This is a genomic window from Peptostreptococcus faecalis (genome assembly GCF_900240845.1).
GTDB classification, from domain to species: Bacteria; Bacillota; Clostridia; order Peptostreptococcales; family Peptostreptococcaceae; genus Peptostreptococcus; species Peptostreptococcus faecalis.
On the sequence record NZ_OERU01000010.1, the window covers coordinates 1 to 21,800 of the forward strand.

The window sequence follows — 21,800 nt, forward strand, 5'->3', positions numbered from 1 at the left end:
AAAAAGCTAAAGCACATGATATGTTAGTAGTGCCAGGTGCAGGATTTGGATCTAAATCATATATGAGATTATCATATTGTGTTGAGACTGAAAAGTGTGAAAAGTCACTTCCAATATTTGAAAAATTAATGGCAGAATATAAATAGTATAAATAGCCTTATTTATACTATAACAATAAAAAAACAACAGGATTCCTATAGGAAAACTGTTGTTTTTTATTGTTAATCATATTTTTATTAAATGATATGTATTAATTATTTAAGTTGATAGTAAAAAAATTGTAAATTTAACTTTCAACGTAATTTTCTAAAAGCTTATAAAGAGTTGCCATTACAGGTACGGCGAAGAATACTCCGGTTACGCCAAAAAGTCCACCACCAACAAGTATTGCAACTAAAACCCATAATCCTGGTAATCCTACAGATGTTCCTACCACTTTAGGATAAATAACATTTCCTTCAAATTGTTGTAAAATAATTAAAAATATTACAAACGCAATTCCATCAAAAAAGCTATGTGTAATAATCATAATAAATCCAAATCCTCCACCAATATAAGCACCTACTAGAGGTATTAAAGCAGTCAGTCCAACAACAGAACCGATCATAGGAGGATATGGAATTCCCAATATATACATACCTAGTGTACACAGAGACCCCAAAACAATAGCTTCTAAAAACTGTCCTATAAAAAAGCTTCTAAAAGTAGAATTAGTAATATCTAAAATGTAATAGAATTTTTTTATGAATTTTTGACTTAAAATCTTGTTAAATACTTTATTAAATTGTTTGCATAGTCTCTCTTTGCTTGCAACAATATATATTGCAAGAATAAAAGCTATTACTAAATTTGCTATCAATCCTAAGAAAGAGCCTAGTAAGGAAAAAATACCTCCGACCCAGTTTGCAGAAATTCCCATTACTTTTTCAATGATTTCTTTTCCGTCTAGATTATGAGGAATAATTGCATTTTTTAAGAATGGAACTTTTTCAGAATACTCAATGATATCTCTTAAAATTTTATCATAAACTGTTGGAAATTGCTGTATAAAAAGAGAAATCGATTTATTTACTTGAGGAAGAATAAGCTTTGACACAAAAAATAGAATTAGCAAAACTGATAGAATGGATAGTAATATACAAACCCCTCTTTTAGTTTTAATAATTATTTTATTTTTTGTATCCACAAAATAAACACTTTCCCATTTTACAACTAATATATTCAAAATAAATGCCATTACACATCCGATAATTATAGGATTTAAAACGACAATAAAATCTCGAAACCATTCTAATATACTGGTAGAATTAACGACTACGGCTAAAATGACACCTGTTAAAATGAGTAAAGAATATATTTTTTTCATTCTAACTTCCATGATATTTCCTCCTTTAAGAATTTAATTAATTCTATTTAAATTTATAAAAATAAATAGTTATACATTCTCAATTTTACATTAAAAAAAAACTAAATACAACTATAAACAAAAACTAAATACAAGTATTAAAATATATGGTAAAATGTAATAAACATAAGTTTTTTTTGAAATAGATTTTGTAATAATATATTTTATTAAATCGTCTAAGGAGGGAATCAAATGAACACTGAATATAATGGAGAAAAAGTAATAGTGACACTTGTTACAAATAGAAGGTTGAGTATGACAGATAGAGGTATAAATATGGTTGCGAATTCTCTTTTAGGTCATAATAAAACATCAGGTCCAGAACCTGATTTATATACTCTTTATCTTACTGAAAAGACATTTTTTGCAGAGTATAGCAGAAAAAGCTTACATGGAGAAAAACCAAAAAAAATTACAAAGCTAAACATACCAATTGAAGATATTGTAAAAATAGAATTATTGGATAGAGATGAAATAGAATACTTATATATAAAGAGTGATTGGGGTAAAGAATATCTATTTGAAATTGGGAACAAGGTTACAAAAGAAGCCGCAATAGAAATGATAGAATATGTTCAAAAAAGGTCGGAAAAATAATGGAATTTAAATTAGTATCGGATTATAAACCAACAGGGGATCAACCAGAGGCAATAAAAAAAATAACGAAATCTTTAAACTCTAAAAATAAATTTCAAACGCTAATAGGTGTGACAGGATCTGGTAAAACTTTTTCTATGGCGAATATAATAGAAAAGGTGAAAAAACCTACTCTTGTGTTAGCCCATAATAAAACATTAGCAGCTCAGCTCTACAGTGAATTTAAGGAATTTTTTCCTGATAATGCTGTAGAGTATTTTGTGAGTTATTATGATTATTATCAGCCAGAAGCCTACGTAGCACATAGCGATACATATATAGAAAAAGATGCAAGTATAAATGATGAAATTGATAAACTTAGACACTCTGCAACAGCCGTGATTTTAGAGCGTGAAGATACGATTATAGTATCTTCTGTTTCTTGTATATACGGTCTGGGTGATCCAAAAGACTACAAAGAATTGATGCTATCTTTAAGGCCAGGAATGATAAGGGATAGAGATGAAGTAATCAAAAAATTAATCGAAATGCAATATGAAAGAAATGACACAAATTTTATAAGAGGAACATTTAGAGTAAGAGGAGATATATTAGAAATATTTCCAGCAAGTAATGATGAGCGTGCAATTCGTCTGGAATTTTTTGGAGACGAAATTGATAGAATTACAGAAATTGATTATATAACAAATAAAGTTTCTGGAGAACGAAATCATGTAGTTATATTTCCTGCATCACATTACGCTACTACGCCAGAAAAAATCGAGAGTGCAATAAAGACGATTGAATCAGAATTAGAAGAGGTAATAAGTGAATTTAAGGAGCAAGGTAAACTGTTAGAAGCTCAAAGGATAGAGCAAAGAACTAATTATGATATTGAAATGTTAAGAGAAATAGGCTTTTGTCAAGGTATAGAAAACTATTCTAGACATATTACGGGAAGAGAAGAAGGTGAAAAACCATACACTTTGATGGACTTCTTCCCAGATGATTTTTTACTTATAATAGATGAATCACACGTTACAGTTCCACAGGTAAGAGGAATGTATGCTGGGGATAGATCAAGAAAAAAGTCACTTATTGAAAATGGATTTAGACTTCCTTCTGCATACGATAATAGACCTTTAAATTTTGAAGAATTTGAGGAAAATATAAATCAAGCTTTATTTACTTCAGCTACACCAGGTCCTTATGAAATGGAAAAATCTGAAGTTTTTGCGGAACAAATAATAAGACCAACAGGTTTATTAGATCCTTTAATTAGCGTTAGACCAGTTGAAAATCAAATAGATGATTTAATTGTGGAAATAAATAAAAACATTGAAGAAGGCGAAAGAGTACTAATCACTACTTTGACTAAAAAAATGAGTGAAGATTTGAGTGCATATTTGTTAGAATTGGGTATTAAGGTAAAATATCTGCATTCAGATATTGTTACTTTGGAAAGAACTGAAATAATAAGGGATTTAAGACTAGGTAAATTCGACGTTTTAGTAGGGATAAACCTATTGAGAGAAGGATTGGATATACCAGAAGTATCTTTAATTGCGATTTTAGATGCAGACAAAGAAGGTTTTTTACGATCTGAAACTTCATTGATTCAGACTATCGGTCGTGCAGCTAGAAATGCAAAAGGAAGAGTAATAATGTATGCTGATAAAATTACCGACTCAATGAAAAATGCGATAACAGAAACAGAAAGAAGAAGAAAAATACAGAGCGATTATAATGAAAAACATAATATAGTGCCTAAATCTATCAAAAAAGACATAAGAGCTAATATTGAAGCGACAAAGATTGCAGAAGATGAAGCTTCATATGATCTTTCAGATATCAAAAAACTTAAAAGTGCAGGTGAAATAACTGATGCTATAATTGTATTGAAATCAGAAATGGTTGAAGCAGCAGAAAAATTAGAATTTGAAAGAGCGGCACAGTTAAGAGATAAGATAATGGAACTAGAAAAGAAAATATAAAAAACTAAAGCTCTGCATGGTTTTAAAGCTGAATTTCAAAGTACCATGTACAAGGAGGCAAATTTGAAGGAATATATAACAATAAAAGGAGCAAGAGAAAATAATTTAAAAAATATAGATTTAAAAATACCTAGGAATAAATTTATAGTTTTCACTGGATTATCGGGATCAGGGAAGTCTTCTTTGGCATTTGATACAATTTACGCAGAGGGTCAGAGAAGGTATGTGGAAAGTTTATCTTCTTACGCTAGACAGTTTTTAGGTCAGATGGAAAAGCCAAGTGTAGACTATATTGAAGGTCTATCACCTGCTATATCAATAGATCAGAAAACTACTTCTAGAAATCCAAGATCTACAGTTGGAACAGTAACTGAAATTTATGATTATTTAAGACTTTTGTATGCAAGGGTTGGAGATGTACATTGTCCTACTTGCGGTAAAATAATAAGTCAGATGACTGTGCAAGAAATTGTAGACAAGATAATGGATTATGATAAAGACGAGGCAAGAATACAAATATTATCGCCTATTATAAGGGGGCAAAAAGGAACTCATAAAAAAACACTGGATTACATTCGCAAAGAAGGATATGTAAGAGTTAGAATAGATGGTGAAAATTACGATATAAATGATGAGATATCTTTAGAAAAGAATAAAAAGCATACGATTGATGTCGTAGTAGATAGAATAAAATTGAAAGATGGAATAGAAGCAAGATTAGGAGACTCAGTTGAAACAGCAGTCAAGCTATCTGATGGATTAATCATTGTTCAAAATATGGATAAGGGAGAAGAACTTTATTCAACAAAATTTGCATGCCCCGATCATGGAATAGGAATAGAAGAACTATCACCTAGAATGTTTTCGTTTAACGCGCCGTTTGGAGCGTGTGAAGTATGTAAAGGTCTGGGAGAAAGTAAAGAAGTAGACGAGGATTTAGTTGTTCCTAATAAGGACTTGAGTCTAAAACAAGGTGCAATTGCAGCATGGTCTACTAATGGATTAAACGATAATACATATTATACAAAAATGATATTATCGCTTTGCGAATTATATAATGTATCTATAGATACTCCATTTAAAGACTTACCAGATGATTTTGTGCAAGAACTATTATATGGTGACAAAAATACATTGATTTCATTTCAATTTGATTCTAAATTTGGAGGAATAAAAGAATACAAAAACTACTATGAAGGTGTAATTGTAAATATAGACCGTAGATATAAAGAAACTAATTCAGAGGCTATGAGAGATAGATTAGATGAATTTCTATCAGAGCATCCATGCCATGAATGTGGCGGAAAAAGGCTTAAAAAAGAAGTTCTAGCAGTAAAAGTTGGAGAAAAAAATATTATGGATGTAACAGATCTTTCAGTTGAAAAATTGATAGATTTCATCGAAAATATAAAATTTAGCGAAAAAAATGAAGTTATAGCAAAAGATGTGCTAAAAGAAATCGTAGAAAGAGCTAAATTTTTAAGTAATGTAGGTCTAGGGTATTTGAATTTATCAAGAAAGGCTGGAACACTATCAGGTGGAGAAGCCCAGAGAATTAGATTGGCGACTCAAATTGGTTCTGCGTTAACTGGAGTATTATACGTTTTAGATGAGCCAAGCATAGGGCTTCATCAAAAGGATAATGATAAACTAATTGAAACTCTTGAAAGATTAGCTGAAATAGGAAACACTTTAATAGTAGTTGAGCATGATGAAGACACTATTAGAGCAGCCGACTATGTAGTTGATATAGGACCGGCAGCAGGTATCCACGGTGGTGAGATTGTAGCTGAAGGAACTGTACAAGATATAATAAATAATAAAAACTCCATCACTGGAAAATACTTAAGCGGTGAAATTAAAATACCTATTCCTGAAAAAACTAGAGAAGGAAATGGTCTTTTCTTAGAGATAAAGGGAGCTAATGAAAATAACCTTAAAAATATAAATGTTGAGTTCCCTCTAGGTAAATTCACTTGTATTACAGGAGTATCTGGCTCAGGTAAATCAACTCTAGTAAATGAAATATTATATAAAGGAGTAGCTCAGGTTGTAAATAAATCAAGAAACAAGCCAGGAAAGCATAAAAGTATAAAAGGTATAGAAAATATTGATAAAATTATTAATATTGATCAGAGCCCTATAGGGAGGACACCTAGATCCAATCCAGCAACTTATACAGGCGTATTCGATATGATTAGAGATCTATTTGCTACGACAAATGAAGCTAAAGCAAGAGGATATAAAAAGGGAAGATTTAGCTTTAACGTCAAAGGTGGTAGATGTGAAGCATGTAAGGGTGATGGAATTTTAAAAATTGAAATGTTTTTCTTGCCAGATGTATACGTACCTTGTGAAGTATGTAAGGGAGAAAGATATAATAGAGAAACACTTCAAGTAAAATATAAAGAAAAAAATATTTCAGATATATTAAAAATGAATGTAGAAGAAGGACTAGAGTTTTTTGAAAACATACCTAGTATAAAAAGAAAACTAGAAACATTGATGGATGTTGGTCTATCGTATATAAAATTAGGTCAGCCTTCAACTCAATTATCGGGAGGAGAAGCTCAAAGAATAAAGCTTGCAGCGGAATTGAGTAAGAGATCTACGGGTAAAACTTTATACATATTAGACGAACCTACTACGGGTCTTCATTCAGAAGATGTAAGAAAATTAATTGAAGTAATTCAAAGATTGACAGATGCAGGTAATACTATAGTTGTAATAGAACATAACTTAGATGTTATAAAAACTTCTGATTACGTGATAGACTTGGGACCAGATGGCGGTGATATGGGAGGAAATATTGTTGCAACTGGAACACCTGAACAATTGTGTAAAGTCAAAGAAAGTTATACAGGTCAATATTTAAAAAAAATGATGAGCGATGATTAGATAAATTGAATATTTGAAAATAAAAGGGATGCTGAATAGCATCTCTTTTATATATAATAAAAAGCATACTATTATATAATAAGTGATGTTTAGTAAAATGGTTTTATTGGGTAAATTAACTATATAAGTTCAGAGTTTATGTAAGTACAAAACGATTAATATATAGTATAATTTATAGATATAGAATAAAGTAGTAAATTAGGAGGAAGGAGCAGATGAGTTGTTTGATATAAAAGCTCACTTAAAGACATTACCAGACAGTCCTGGAGTATACTTGATGAAAGATAAGTATACTAATGTCATATATGTAGGGAAGGCTATTTCTCTTAAAAATAGAGTAAGGCAATACTTTCAGTCATCTAAAAATCACGCGGACAAAGTGAAATCAATGGTGAAAAATATTTCTAGCTTTGAGTATATTATGACTGATTCGGAGTTAGAAGCTCTAATACTGGAAAATAATTTAATAAAAAAATATAAGCCTAAATATAATATTCTTTTAAGGGATGACAAGACGTATCCTTATATAAAAGTCACACTAAATGAAGAATACCCTAGAGTAATAAAGACAAGGCGAGTTCTAAAAGACGGAGCAAAATATTTTGGACCGTATTCAAATGTATCTGCTGTAAATGATACACTGGAAGTTATTAGAAATACATATGCTATTAGAACTTGTAATATAGATATAAAAAAAGCAATAAGATCAAATATGAGACCATGTTTGAACTATCACATAAAGCAATGTATAGGACCTTGTACAGGAAGAGTAAAAAGGGCCGAATATATGGAGTTGATAGATGAAATAATACTCTTTTTATCTGGTAAAGAAGAAATTCTAGTAGAAACTCTAACTAAAAAAATGGAAGAATACTCTAAAAATATGATGTTTGAAGAGGCTGCTGAATATAGAGATAAAATAAATAGCGTTACGGAATTAATGCAGAAACAAAAAATAACGAATACCCAGAGTGATCTTGACCAAGATGTGATTGCGATGGCAAATAATGAAGATGAAGCTTGTGTTCAAATATTTTTTATTAGAAATGGGAAGCTATCTGGTCGTGAAAACTATATGCTAGAAGGTGTTAAGGGTAGCAATAGATCGGCTATATTGAGTTCGTTTATAAAACAGTTTTATATGACACAAGAATATATTCCTAAAGAATTAATCGTGGAGGAAAACTTTGAAGAACAAGAAATAGTAGAAGAAATGCTTTCATATAAAAAAGGCAAAAAAGTATTAATAAAAATACCCCAAAGAGGCGAAAAAAGAGCTCTAATAATGATGGTAAGAAAAAATGCTGAGGAGTATCTAGAAAAATTTGATGATGTAAAAAGAAAAAAATATGAAAAAAGTCTAGGTTCTTTGGAAGAATTAAGGAAATTGCTATCTATCGAAAAACCACTGGTGAGGATAGAATCATATGATATATCTAATATTCAAGGTGTTGACTCTGTTGGAACAATGGTCGTGTATACAAATGGGGTTAAAGATAAAAAAGAATACAGACGTTTTAAGATAAAAACTGTAGATGGTCCAAATGATTATGCATCGATGCAAGAGATAATAGATAGGAGATTAAAACATGATAAACTACCTGATCTAATATTACTAGATGGAGGACGAGGACAAGTTTCTGCAGTAAGAGAAATTTTAAATAATAATGGGGAAGATATACCTCTTTGGGGAATGTGTAAGGATTCAAAGCACAACACAAAAGGTCTTATAAATGAAGTAGACAGTATAGAACTTGATAAAACTTCAAATTTATATAGATTTGTAGCATCCATACAGGAAGAGGTCCATAGGTATTCAATATCTTTTCATAGGAGTCTAAGAGATAAAAAGATGACTAAATCAATGTTAGACGATGTCCCAGGTGTAGGGCCTAAGAAAAAGAAAGCATTGATACAAAAATTTAAAGATGTAGATAATATAAAAAAGGCGACTAAAGAGGAGCTAATGGAAGTCGATGGAATTACTTTGAAAATTGCCGAAAGTATAGAAAAACATTTAAAAAAAGAAAGATAAAAAATATTTACTAAGAGGATTAAATTATGGGAAAAGTAAGTGTAAGAGATTTAATAGATCAGTTTAATTTAAAGGAAATAATTTCTCCGGAAGGTCTTGCGGAAAAAACATTTGTAACAGAAAAAGAAATAAATAGACCTGGTATACAGCTAGCAGGATATTTTGATTATTTTACTTCAGAAAGAATTCAAATTATTGGAAGAACAGAGTATACATTTTTTGGTAACTTTTCACTAGAAAACAGAAATGAAACTTTAAAAAAATTCTTTTCATACGATATACCAATAGTAATTGTAACAAGAGGGATGGAGCTAAGAGAAGATTTTTACAATGCAGCTAAAAAGTCAAATGTTATAATCTGTTCAACTGAGATTATAACAACTAGATTTATAAATAAGTTATCTGCATATCTAGAAGACAAGATGGCTCCGATGGAGACTGTACACGGAGTTTTGGTAGATATTAATGGAGTTGGGGTTTTAATTAAAGGTGAAAGCAGTATAGGTAAATCTGAAACTGCCCTTGAGTTAATTCAAAATGGAAACAGGCTAGTTGCTGATGATGCTGTAGAGATAAAAAGAATTGATGATGGCTGGTTGTCAGGTACAGCACCAGAATTACTTAGAAATTATCTTGAAATAAGAGGAATTGGTATTATTGATATAAAGAGCTTGTATGGTGCAAGAGCTCTTAACTTGAATAAAAAAATAGAATTAGTAGCATACCTAGAAAATTGGGATCCTAAGAAATACTATGATAGACTAGGATTGGATCGAGATTACGAAGAAATTCTAGGTGAAAAAATAGAAAAGATTGTAATTCCTGTTAAACCTGGTAGAAATACAGCTATGGTGCTTGAAGTTGCAGCTATGAACTATATCCAAAGAAAAACAGGAAGTGACGCTGCTGCAGAGTTTTCTAACAAATTAATAGATGTAATTAAAAGCAAGGAAAAATAAGCATTTGAGCGTATATTTTACAAAAAAAGTATTGTTATTTTATACTATATTGGTTATTATATAAGGTGGTATATATTGAAAATAAATAGGGAGGAAGAAATGGAAAAGAATAGATTATATAATTCGTTAAAATCAATTATTGATGAAGATTTGATTTATATTGACGAACCTATGAATGACCATATATCTTTCAAAGTAGGCGGTCCAGCAGATATATTAGTTAGACCTAAGACTGAAGATGATATTAGGGCAGTATTAAAATTAGTAAATGAAAAGAATATTCCATTTCTCGTAATGGGAAATGGTACAAATATATTAATAAAAGATGGCGGATTTAGAGGGCTGGTAATAGAACTTTCTAGTAATTTCAGCAATTATAATATAGATGGAGATGAAATAACTGTTGAGACAGGTGCCTTGTTATCTACAATAGGTAGAGAAGCGATGAACGCTTCTTTGACAGGATTTGAATTTGCATCAGGAATACCTGGTACGCTTGGTGGAGCTTTGGCTATGAATGCTGGTGCATATGGCGGAGAAATGAAAAATATTGTTAAGTCGGTAAGATTGATGGATTGTGACGGAAATATTGTTGAATATACAAATGAAGAAATGAGATTTGAATATAGACATAGTAGGCTTACTGAAGAAAATTTAATTGCGCTATCAGCAGTTATAAAGTTGGAAAATGGAGACTATGAAGAAATAAAAGAAAAAATGAATGATCTTTCTCACCAAAGACGTACGAAGCAGCCTTTAGAATATCCAAGTGCTGGTAGTACATTCAAAAGACCTGAAGGATATTTTGCAGGGAAATTGATACAAGACTCTAATTTGAAGGGATTTTCAGTTGGAGGCGCAATGGTATCTGAAAAACACTCTGGCTTTATAATTAATTATAATAATGCCACAGCTAGAGATTTAATTAATTTAATCGAACATGTAAAAAGTTCTGTTTACGAAAATCATGGAGTTAAATTAGAAGAAGAGGTCAAAATTTTAGGCGAAGATATCGAATAATTTAAGAGTAATCTGGAGGTGAATAGATGAAAATTATTGCAGATTACCATACACACACAATTTATAGTTGCGGAGGAAATGAAAAGAGACGTCATGCCAAGGGAACTATTGAAGAAAATGTAAAAATGGCTATAGAAAAAGGCATTGATATTATAGGAATATCTGAACATGGCTTCAATCACCTTTACTATGGACTATCGAAAAAAAATGCAAAAAAACAAAGAAAAGAAATAGATAGATTAAATGAGAAGTATCCAGAAATTAAAATATTGATGGGTATGGAGTGTAACATATTAGATGATACAGGTAAAATTGATATGCCAGATGATATGGTTGAATACTTTGATTACATATTAGCTGGATATCACTTTGGTTCAAAGCCAACTTCAGCTGGAAGTTTATTTAATCATATAGTAAACTTTATATTTAGAGGATACTTTTCAAAAAAATATAATACAAACGCACTAGTAAATGCTATGAAAAACAATAAAATTTTATATATTACTCATCCAGGAGATAAGGGGTCGGTGGATATAAAAAAAGTAGCAGATACAGCAGAAAAAACAGGCACAGGTTTAGAGATAAATTCTCATCACAACAGACTTAGTGTAGAGATGTTAAAAGAAATAAAAGATATGGACATAAAGTTTTATATTGGTTCAGATGCTCATGAACCAAAAAATATAGCAAACTTTGATGAGTCTATAAAAATGGCTGAGCAAGCGGGACTTGATTTTGATAAAATTGTCAATGTAGATAAATAATGGGGGACAAATTATGAAGTTTATAATAGTTACTGGTCTATCTGGATCTGGAAAAAGTGAAGCTATGAAAGCATTAGAGGATATGGGATTTTACTGTGTAGATAATTTGCCACCTGCATTGATAGTTAAATTCGCTGAACTATTCTTCCAAGTGAACTCAAATATAGATAAGGTAGCATTAGGTATAGATATTAGAGGAAGAGAATTTTTTCAAGCACTTAATGAGGCATTGGAACAATTGAGTGTAGCCAATTTTAAATACGACATGATATATTTAGATTGTGATGATGATGTCTTAATAAAAAGGTATAAAATGACTAGAAGAAATCATCCTCTAGCAGTCAATTCTCAAATTTCTGATGGAATAAAGAAAGAAAGAGTCATAATGGAACCTTTGAAGAAATATTCTAAGATGATTATCGATACTACCAATATGAAACCAAAAGATTTAAAAGCAGAGATTGCTAACTTATACGATTCTGGAGATGGCTTGGATAGTCCTAATATCACAATATCTGTAGTTTCATTTGGGTTTAAATACGGTATTCCGATGGATGCGGATTTAGTTTTTGATGTTAGATTTTTACCTAATCCATATTATGTCCCTGAATTAAGAGTAAAAACAGGAGATGATGAAGAGGTCAGAGATTTTGTAATGGACTCTAAAATAAGTCTAGAATTTCAATTAAAGTTGTTTGATATGTTAGACTTTTTAATACCTCAATATATTAATGAGGGAAAACAACACCTGGTAATTGCAATTGGTTGTACAGGAGGAAGACATAGATCTGTAACTATGGTGAATTACACTTACGATTATCTTGAAGAACATGGATATAGAGTTGTAAAGAAACATAGAGATGCCAAATTAGATTAAATTGGGGGAGTTAATATGCAAATACAATTGTCACCGTTAGAGATAGTATTGTCAATTCTTGCAGTATTGGGAGCAGTGAGCTTAATTGTACTGTTTCATGTAGCGTATAAATTTATAGATTTGTACAAAAAGACGTTAGAATATAACAAAAAAACTATTGAAAGTTTTGAAAGAAGAGAATTTCAACCAAACGTAGTAGTTATGGGTGGAGGAACTGGACAGTCTATTTTTTTAAGAGGCTTGAAGCATGAAACAAAAAACATTACTGCCATCGTTACTGTTGCAGATGACGGAGGAGGCTCAGGGGCATTAAGAGAAGATTTGGGTATGCTTCCACCAGGAGATATACGAAACTGTTTATTGGCTCTTGCGAATATAGAGCCAACAATGAACGAAGTTATGAAATATAGATTTCCAGAAGGAGCACTTAAGGGTCAAAGCTTCGGAAACTTATTCTTAGCAGCTATGAATGGTCTGTATGATAATTTTGAGACTGCTATATACAAAATGAGTCAAATTTTCGCTATAACAGGGAAAGTTCTTCCTGTTACATTAGATGATATAAATTTAGTCGCAGAACTTGAAAATGGAGAAGTTGTGGTAGGGGAATCAAATATACCAAAAGTCTCTAAAGCAAAGAATAGTAAAATAAAGAAATTATATCTAGATAAAAAAGATGTAAGACCTTTAGAAGAAGTAATTTCTTCTATTAACAAGGCTGAGGCTGTTGTGATTGGACCGGGAAGTCTTTACACAAGTATTTTGCCAAATATTTTAGTGGAAGATGTGGTAGATGCTCTGACTAACACAATAGCACCGAAAGTATACGTTTGTAACATAATGACACAACCAGGAGAAACAGATGGTAAAAGTGTTGTTGATCATGTGAAGGTACTAATAGAGCACGCAGGAGTAAATTTTATTGACTATATAATTGTAAATAATGAAGATTTACCTGATGAAGTATTTGAAAGATATTCAAAAGACGGAGCTAAATTAGTTATATTGGATGATGAACAAAAAAAAGAGCTTAAAAATATGGGAATAACCTGCGTAGAGCAGAGATTAATAGAAATAAAAAATGGCTATATTAGACATGATGCGGAGGTTGTTGCAAATACAGTAGTTAGAATTGCAACAAAACATAGTTATTCAAACAACATTTGATTTTAAGGAGTGATAATATGAGAGAAGAGGTAAGCGCAGGCGGTGTAGTAGTATTCGGAAACACCATATTGTTATTGAGAAAATATAATGGAGACTGGGTTTTGCCAAAAGGGAAAGTAGAAAAAGGTGAAACGCATGAACAGGCAGCTTTACGAGAAGTAAAAGAAGAAACTGGAGTAAAGGCTAATATTGATAAATACCTTGGTGAAATTCACTATACTTACAAAGAAAACTGGGATCAAAGTAAGGGTGTTCATAAAATAGTGTTTTGGTACTTGATGAATACCACTAACATGGATACAGTACCTCAGAAAGAGGAAGGGTTTGTAGAAGCTAAATTTTTACATATGGATAGAGTTACAGATATGGCTCGCTATGACGATGAAAAAGAAATAATAAAGGTTGCCTTGGAAGAAATAAAAAAAGAACAAAAAAAGGAGCAGCGTTAATGTCTTTTTCAACAGAGACAAAAAATGAATTAGCGAGATTAGTTAACGATAAAAAAAGATTAGATTTAGCTGAATTATCTGGAATTATTAGACTATCGGGAAGTATAGGCCTATCTGGAAAGATGGAAATAAGTTTGAAGATAAGTACCGAATTAAATGCGGTTGCCAGAAAGGTTTTTAAAATATTAAAAACTAACTTCGGTATTAATACAAGTATCACTGTAAATAAAAATCAAATGTTGAAAAAAAATAATAGTTATGTACTTTTAGTAACACCTGAAATGAATGCAGGTAGGATGTTGGTGGAATTGGGTATACTCGAAAAGGAAGATAGTTTCTATACTAGAAATGACATCCCAGATTACTTAATTTCAAACCAACAAGAAAAACAGGCATATATTAGAGGCGCTTTTTTAGGAGGCGGATCTATAAATGATCCTGAAAAAAACTACCATATGGAATTTGTGACAAACAATGAAGAATATGCATCACAGTTGAGTGATCTCATAAACTCAATGGGATTTAATAGCAAAATAATAGATAGAAAAAATAACTATGTTGTTTACTTAAAAGAAAGTGAGCAGATATCTGATTTGCTGACTTTGATGGGAGCAAACAAAGCAATGTTTACTCTACAAAATGCTAAGATAGTAAAAGAAATGAGAAATAAAGTAAATAGAATAGTAAATTGTGAGACAGCAAATTTATCTAAGACGGTAGATGCGGCTGTAAGACAAGTGGAAAATATTCTTATTATACAAAAAACTATCGGGATAAGTGAATTGCCTGAAAATCTTCAACAGCTAGCTCTTTTGAGATTAGAAAATGAAGATATAAGCCTAAAAGAATTAGGAGAGATGCTAAGTCCTCCTCTAGGAAAATCAGGAGTGAATCATAGATTTAAAAAAATTGAGGAAATAGCTGATAAATATAGAGATATGATATTACCTGAAGATTTATTTTAGTGCTGATGCGAATGCATCAGCTATTTTTGAAAGAGGTGAAAATATGAATACTGAAACAGTAAATACTGATTTTTCACATCTACATGTCCATACGGAATATAGTCTACTAGACGGTTTTTCTAGAATTGATAAACTGATTCCAAGATTGAAAGAATTAGGAATGAAATCGTGTGCTATAACAGATCATGGATCAATGTTCGGAGTTGTGGATTTTTATAAAAAATGTAAAAAAGAAGGTATAAAGCCAATTATTGGATGTGAAGTTTATGTAGCTCCTAGAAGTTTGAAGGATAAAGATCCTAATATAGACAAATACTCCTCACATCTTATATTACTAGCAGAAAATAATGAAGGATATAAAAATCTTATAAAAATAGTATCAGATTCTTATGTAGATGGTTTTTACTATAAACCGCGAACAGATAAAGAACAATTGAGAAAATATGCCAAGGGAATAATATGTCTATCAGCTTGTCTAAGTGGGGAAATACCAAAAGCCTTGCTAGCAAAAAATTATGAAAATGCAAAGAATTTAGCAAATGAATATGTAGATATATTTGGAAAAGAAAATTTTTTCTTAGAAATACAAGACCATAAATTGGCGGAACAAAAAGAGGTCAATGCAGGAATATTGAAATTATCTAAGGAATTGAATATACCATTAGTGGCAACTAACGATGCTCATTATGTAAATAGAGAAGATTCTAAAACACAAGATGTGTTGATGTGCATACAGATGCAAAAAATACTTGATGATCCAACTAGAATGAAGTTTCCAAACGATGAATTCTATATTAAATCAAGACAAGAAATGGAAGCATCATTTTCTTTCGTACCAGAAGCTATAGATAATACACTTAAAATAGCAGAAAGATGTAATGTAGAATTTGATTTTAATAGTTATCATATACCTACATTTGATATTCCAGAAGGATACACAGCAACAGAGTATCTAAGAGAGCTTTGCTATAAAGGATTAGAAGAGAGGTATGAAAATCCAAGTGAAGATGTAAAAAAGAGATTAGATTATGAAATTGAAGTAATCTCCAATATGGGATATGTAGAGTACTTTCTTATAGTGTGGGACTTTATAAATTATGCAAAACAAAATAATATTATGGTTGGACCAGGGAGAGGTTCTGCAGCAGGATCTATAGTATCGTATACATTAAATATTACAGATATTGACCCAATAAAATATAATTTACTTTTTGAGCGTTTTCTAAATCCAGAAAGAGTAACAATGCCCGATATAGATATTGACTTTTGTTATGAAAGACGTGAAGAAGTAATTGATTATGTAAAACGCAAGTATGGAGAAGACCATGTAGCACAGATAATTACATTTGGAACAATGGGCGCAAAACTTGCTATTAGAGATGTTGGTAGGGTACTAGATATTCCATATAACAAAGTGGATTCAGTTGCAAAAGAAATACCTTTTGCACTTGGGATGACAATTGATAAAGCCTTTGATGTAAATCCAAAACTAGAAGAGCTATATGAAGAAGATAATGAAGTAAAAGAAATAATAGACATATCAAGAGATGTAGAAGGTATGGTCAGACATGCATCTACGCATGCAGCTGGAGTAGTTATATCAAAAAAACCAGTATATGAATATGTACCTCTTTATAGAAACCAAGATTCCATTACAACAGAATTTACGATGACAACTTTGGAAGAACTTGGACTTTTAAAAATGGATTTCTTGGGATTAAGAACATTAACAGTAATAAGAGATGCATTGGATCTAATAGAAGCTAATAGAGAAGAAAAGGGATATACGGAAAAAATTGATTTTTCTAAAATGGATTATGATGATCCTCTTGTCTATGAAACACTGTCTTCTGGTAACACTTTGGGTGTATTTCAGCTGGAAAGTTCTGGAATGAGAAACTTTATGAAGCAGTTAAAACCATCTAGCTTTGAAGACATAGTAGCCGGTATTTCTCTTTTTAGACCAGGTCCAATGGATTCAATTCCTACATATATTAACTGCAAGAATAATCCAAGCCAAGTAAAATATGTAGATCCAAAATTAAAGCCTATACTAGAGGTAACTTATGGATGTTTGGTGTACCAAGAACAAGTAATGCAGGTCGTTAGAGAACTAGGTGGATACAGCTTTGGAAGAAGTGACTTGGTAAGAAGAGCGATGAGCAAGAAAAAAATGGATGTAATGGAAGAAGAACGCCAATACTTTATACACGGAAAATTGGATAGCAATGGAGAAGTTGAGATTCCAGGATGTATAAGAAATGGTGTAGGAGAAGATGCTGCAAATAAAATATTTGATGATATGATAGATTTTGCGAAATACGCATTTAATAAATCTCACGCTGCGGCATATGGAGTATTAGCTTACGAAACAGCATACCTAAAAACACATTATCCAGTAGAATTTATGGCAGCACTTTTAACATCTGTAATGGGTAATACTGACAAGGTAGTGGAGTATATAAAAGAATGTAACTCTATAGGAATAGAAGTTCTTCCTCCAGATATAAATAAATCTTTTTCAAAATTCTCAGTTGATGGAAAAAATATAAGATTTGGTCTTGCAGCTGTAAAAAATGTAGGGTCATCCGTAATAGATAATATAGTAAATGAAAGAACCTTAAATGGTGAATTTGTATCTCTTACCGATATGCTAAAAAGATTAGATTCTAAACAGACAAACAAAAGAGTAATTGAAAGTCTGATAAAATGTGGTGCATTTGATTCAATGGGAGAAAATAGAGCGACATTGATGTTTGGATTTGAAACTTTGCTAGATAGTATAAGTAGAGATAGAAAAAGGAATGTAGATGGTCAAATATCGATATTTGACATGATGAATAATGAAGATGATGAAGTTCAAGTCAATAGTAATGAAGTATTAGACTATGTCGAAGAATATAAGGATAAAATTAAACTAGAAATGGAAAAAGAAGTTCTAGGTATATATGTATCTGGTCATCCTTTATCAGAGTATGAAGAAACATTGGATAAAAAAACATCTATAAATAATAGGGATATATTAGAACTAAAAGAAGATCCAGAAAAACTTCAAGATTTAAATAATCAAGAACATATAATAGGTGGTATGATTGTATCTAAAAAAATGATGACTACTAAAAAAAATGATATTATGTCCTTCGTAACACTTGAAGATGTATTTGGAAGCATGGATGTAGTAGTATTTCCAAAAGTTCTAGAAACATATCAAGATTTGATTAAGGATGAAAAAATAGTACTGATAAAAGGCAGAATCAGTATAAGAGGAGATGAGGATGTATCTTTTATAGCTAGTGAAATAAAAGATATTGAAGATAAAGCTCCGTTCTCTAATGGGACTACATATAAGCCTGGAAATTATAAAAAAGCTATCTATAAAAACAGTACAGGTAAAAAAATATTTATAAGAATAGACTCAATGAAAAATGAGGAATTACTAAATGAAATTTACCATATAGCAAAACAGCATCAAGGAGATGATAAGATAATTTTATTCCCAATTGATGAAAATCTGGAAGGTAAAAAGCAAACTTATCAATTGTCTGGTATTGGAGTATATGCAGATGATATATTGAGAGAAGCCCTTGCTAACTCTGTAGGAGATTCAGATGTAGTGCTAAAATAAAAAATTAAATAAATAAAAAATTGTATAAATAGAATATATAAGTAGTCTTAAATGAAAATACACTTAGATTTAAATATAAAAAAATAAAAAAAGATGTAAAAAATATTTCTGAAACTAATCCATTATGTTATAATAACAGAGTATAGATAAGTAGCAGAAATATTTTTTTACCCACTATGGGATAAAAAAGTGCGACATGGACTAAAAAAGTCCCAAATGGGTATATGCTAAATAAATAAAAATAAAATAAAATAATGATATGAAATGATAGGAGAAAGATATGAAAGCAATTGGTGTATTGACAAGTGGAGGAGATGCTCCAGGAATGAATGCGGCTATTAGAGCTGTGGTTAGAAGTGCAATATATTATGGATATAAGGTTTATGGAATTGAGAAGGGATATAAAGGTCTTCTGGATGAAGAAATAGTAGAAATGGATTTGTCATCTGTTGGTGATATAATTCAAAGAGGTGGAACTATTTTAAAATCTTCAAGAAGTGAGGAATTTAAAACAGAGCAAGGTAGAGAAAAAGCTGTAGAAATATTAGAAAAATATGGAATTGAAAATCTAGTTGTAATTGGTGGAGATGGTTCGTTCCACGGTGCAAATTTATTGAGCAAGCTAGGCGTTTCTACAATAGGTATACCAGGTACAATAGATAATGACTTGGCATACACAGACTACACAATCGGATTTGATACAGCAGTAAATACAATTTTAGATGCAATCAGTAAAATTAGAGATACTTCATCTTCTCATGATAGAGTAAATATAGTAGAAGTAATGGGAAGAAATTGTGGAGATTTAGCTCTATATGCTGGATTAGCAGGTGGAGCAGAATCTATAGTCGTTCCAGAAATCGAAATAAAAACAGAAGAAATTGTAAAGAGATTTAGAACAACTCAAAAGAGAGGTAAAAAACACAGTATAATAGTTCTTGCAGAAGGAGCTACAGGTATTAAAGGTGGAGCTAGAGAACTAAAAGATGCTCTTGCCGAAGAAGATAATGCTGACGTAAGAATAACAGTTCTTGGACACGTGCAAAGGGGTGGTGCACCATCTTCAGCGGATAGAGTGCTTGCTAGTAAGCTTGGAAATAAAGCAGTAGAACTAATAATAGAAGGAAAGTCTGCAAGAGCAGTTGGAGTAAAAGATAACAAGGTAATAGAAATGGATATCGAAGAAGCTCTTTCTCTAAAGAAAGAATTTGATGAAGAAATATATGAAATGGCAAAAGTATTATCAATATAGTTATAGTTAGGAGAATGTAGAGTGAGCATAAAAAAGACTAAAATAGTATGTACAATGGGACCTGCAACAGATTCTGATGATGTATTAAGAGAACTTGTGAAAAATGGCCTTAATGTTTGTAGGTTTAATTTTTCTCATGGCTCTCATGAAGAACAGAAAATTAGAATGGATAGAACAAAGAGAATCAGAAAAGAGTTAGATGAACCTGTTGCTATATTGCTAGATACAAAAGGTCCAGAAATAAGAACAGGAGAATTTGAAAGCCCTGTAATGCTAGAAGAAGGCGACAAATTTATTGTAACTATGAAAGACTGTATAGGAAATAAAGAAATTTGTAGCGTATCTTACAAAGAAATGGTAAATGATGTAAATGTAGGAGATAGAATACTAATAGATGATGGTCTAGTTTCATTAAAAATAGAATCAATTTCTGGAGATGAGATTCACACAGTAGTAGAAAATTCAGGGATGGTATCATCTAGAAAGGGAGTAAACCTTCCAGGAGTAGTAATAAATCTACCAGCTATTACTGATAAAGATATAAGTGACATAAAATTTGGTATAGAACAAGGTATAGATTTTATAGCTGCTTCTTTTGTAAGAAAAGCATCAGATGTTTTAGAAATAAGAAGGATATTAGAAGAAAATAATTCTTCAGATATACAGATTATTTCAAAAATAGAGAACCAAGAAGGTGTAGAAAATATAGACTCCATACTTCAAGTTTCTGATGGAATAATGGTTGCAAGAGGAGATATGGGAGTAGAAATTCCTAGTGAAGAAGTACCTATCGTCCAAAAGATGATTATTAAAAAATGTAACGAAGTTGCAAAACCAGTAATTACTGCTACTCAGATGATGGATTCAATGATAAGAAATCCTAGACCTACAAGAGCAGAAGTTGCTGACGTAGCAAATGCTATTTATGATGGTACAGATGCAGTGATGCTTTCAGGAGAGACAGCAGCAGGTAAATACCCGATTGAAGCGGTAAAATCAATGAATAGAATTGCAGTTAGAACCGAAGAAACTCTTGACTACAAGGTAGTAAGCGACTATAATAGTAAAATGCAGGTAACTATTACAGATGCAATAAGTCATGCAACTTGTACAACTGCAAAAGATTTAGGAGCAAAAGCAATAATAACTTCTACATCTTCTGGTTATACAACTAGAATGGTGTCAAAATTTAGACCACAAGCTCCAATTATTGCGGCAACAAACGACGAAAAAGTAATGAGAAAATTATCTCTTGTTTGGGGAACGTATCCAGTAATGAGTGAATCTGCAGGAAATACAGATGAAGTAGTAGAAGCCTCAATTGAAGCAACAAAAATGGCTGGGTTTGTAAATACTGGCGATATAGTGGTAATAACTGCTGGTGTACCTGTTGGAGAAGCTGGAAAGACAAATCTAATAAGAGTAAGCGTGATAGCAGATTTTCTTGGCAGAGGAATCGGAATAGGTAAACATAGTGTAGAAGGAATAGCTAGAGTAATAAGACCGGGCGAATCAGTATCAGTATTTAATGAAGGTGATATATTAGTTACTGTTGGAACTGATAGAGACATGATAAAATACATAGAAAAAGCCGGTGCCATAATAACTGAAACAGGAGGAATGACTTCTCATGCTGCAATAGCTGCGATTAATTTAGGTATTCCAGCAATAGTATCTGTGAAGGGGATAATGGAAAAAGTATTTGACGGAGAGAAAATATTAATCGAACCATCTGGTGGAACGATTATAAAAGAATAATAAATGAAGGTGTAAAGCTATTGCTGTGCTAATTTTTAATTAGTATGGTAATAGCT

General features: G+C 31.4%; 15 protein-coding genes. 14 read left to right on the forward strand and 1 reads right to left on the reverse strand.

Annotated elements, in window-relative coordinates; genetic code table 11:
* Nucleotides 1–286 precede the first annotated feature (286 nt).
* Nucleotides 287–1,378 (reverse strand): AI-2E family transporter, encoded by a 1,092-nt coding sequence (locus C0982_RS09070; RefSeq protein ID WP_101773900.1) that lies wholly within the window; start codon nucleotides 1,376–1,378, stop codon nucleotides 287–289.
* Between the two features lie 219 nt (nucleotides 1,379–1,597).
* On the opposite strand from C0982_RS09070, the gene C0982_RS09075 reads away from it, so the two are divergent.
* The 14 genes from C0982_RS09075 to pyk all read left to right on the forward strand — a co-directional run bounded on the left by C0982_RS09075 (nucleotide 1,598) and on the right by pyk (nucleotide 21,744).
* The gene (locus C0982_RS09075) at nucleotides 1,598–2,002 is read left to right on the forward strand and encodes a hypothetical protein (protein WP_101773901.1); all 405 of its coding nucleotides are present in this window, start codon (nucleotides 1,598–1,600) and stop codon (nucleotides 2,000–2,002) included.
* Nucleotides 2,002–3,975 carry an excinuclease ABC subunit UvrB gene (uvrB, locus tag C0982_RS09080; protein ID WP_101773902.1) on the forward strand — a complete coding sequence of 658 codons (1,974 nt, stop codon included), beginning with the start codon at nucleotides 2,002–2,004 and terminating at the stop codon, nucleotides 3,973–3,975. The genes C0982_RS09075 and uvrB overlap by 1 nt, the downstream gene beginning before the upstream one ends.
* A 63-nt stretch (nucleotides 3,976–4,038) precedes the next feature.
* Complete coding sequence (gene uvrA, locus C0982_RS09085; RefSeq protein WP_101773903.1) at nucleotides 4,039–6,873, forward strand: excinuclease ABC subunit UvrA; 2,835 nt, start codon at nucleotides 4,039–4,041, stop codon at nucleotides 6,871–6,873.
* A gap of 220 nt (nucleotides 6,874–7,093) precedes the next feature.
* Entirely contained in the window at nucleotides 7,094–8,908 is a 1,815-nt protein-coding gene (uvrC, locus tag C0982_RS09090; protein WP_101773904.1) for an excinuclease ABC subunit UvrC, read from the forward strand.
* A 26-nt stretch (nucleotides 8,909–8,934) separates the two neighbouring features.
* Nucleotides 8,935–9,867 (forward strand): HPr(Ser) kinase/phosphatase, encoded by a 933-nt coding sequence (hprK, locus tag C0982_RS09095; RefSeq protein WP_101773905.1) that lies wholly within the window; start codon nucleotides 8,935–8,937, stop codon nucleotides 9,865–9,867.
* Between the two features lie 99 nt (nucleotides 9,868–9,966).
* Nucleotides 9,967–10,887, forward strand: coding sequence for a UDP-N-acetylmuramate dehydrogenase (murB, locus tag C0982_RS09100; RefSeq protein WP_101773931.1), 921 nt, complete (start codon nucleotides 9,967–9,969; stop codon nucleotides 10,885–10,887).
* Nucleotides 10,888–10,913: 26 nt separating this feature from the next.
* Nucleotides 10,914–11,651 (forward strand): PHP domain-containing protein, encoded by a 738-nt coding sequence (locus tag C0982_RS09105; RefSeq protein WP_101773906.1) that lies wholly within the window; start codon nucleotides 10,914–10,916, stop codon nucleotides 11,649–11,651.
* 13 nt (nucleotides 11,652–11,664) lie between these two features.
* Entirely contained in the window at nucleotides 11,665–12,528 is an 864-nt protein-coding gene (gene rapZ, locus C0982_RS09110; RefSeq protein WP_101773907.1) for an RNase adapter RapZ, read from the forward strand.
* Nucleotides 12,529–12,543: 15 nt separating this feature from the next.
* On the forward strand, nucleotides 12,544–13,695 hold the full coding sequence (locus C0982_RS09115) for a gluconeogenesis factor YvcK family protein (protein WP_101773908.1): 1,152 nt from the start codon (nucleotides 12,544–12,546) through the stop codon (nucleotides 13,693–13,695).
* Nucleotides 13,696–13,712: 17 nt separating this feature from the next.
* Nucleotides 13,713–14,144 carry an NUDIX hydrolase gene (locus C0982_RS09120; RefSeq protein ID WP_101773909.1) on the forward strand — a complete coding sequence of 144 codons (432 nt, stop codon included), beginning with the start codon at nucleotides 13,713–13,715 and terminating at the stop codon, nucleotides 14,142–14,144.
* Nucleotides 14,144–15,109: a DNA-binding protein WhiA gene (whiA, locus tag C0982_RS09125; protein ID WP_101773910.1), complete on the forward strand. Its 966-nt coding sequence runs from the start codon at nucleotides 14,144–14,146 to the stop codon at nucleotides 15,107–15,109. The genes C0982_RS09120 and whiA overlap by 1 nt, the downstream gene beginning before the upstream one ends.
* Before the next feature lie 43 nt (nucleotides 15,110–15,152).
* Nucleotides 15,153–18,734: a DNA polymerase III subunit alpha gene (locus tag C0982_RS09130; protein WP_101773911.1), complete on the forward strand. Its 3,582-nt coding sequence runs from the start codon at nucleotides 15,153–15,155 to the stop codon at nucleotides 18,732–18,734.
* A gap of 280 nt (nucleotides 18,735–19,014) precedes the next feature.
* Nucleotides 19,015–19,986: a 6-phosphofructokinase gene (gene pfkA / locus C0982_RS09135; RefSeq protein WP_101773912.1), complete on the forward strand. Its 972-nt coding sequence runs from the start codon at nucleotides 19,015–19,017 to the stop codon at nucleotides 19,984–19,986.
* 21 nt (nucleotides 19,987–20,007) lie between these two features.
* Nucleotides 20,008–21,744, forward strand: coding sequence for a pyruvate kinase (gene pyk, locus C0982_RS09140; protein WP_101773913.1), 1,737 nt, complete (start codon nucleotides 20,008–20,010; stop codon nucleotides 21,742–21,744).
* Nucleotides 21,745–21,800: the final 56 nt, after the last annotated feature.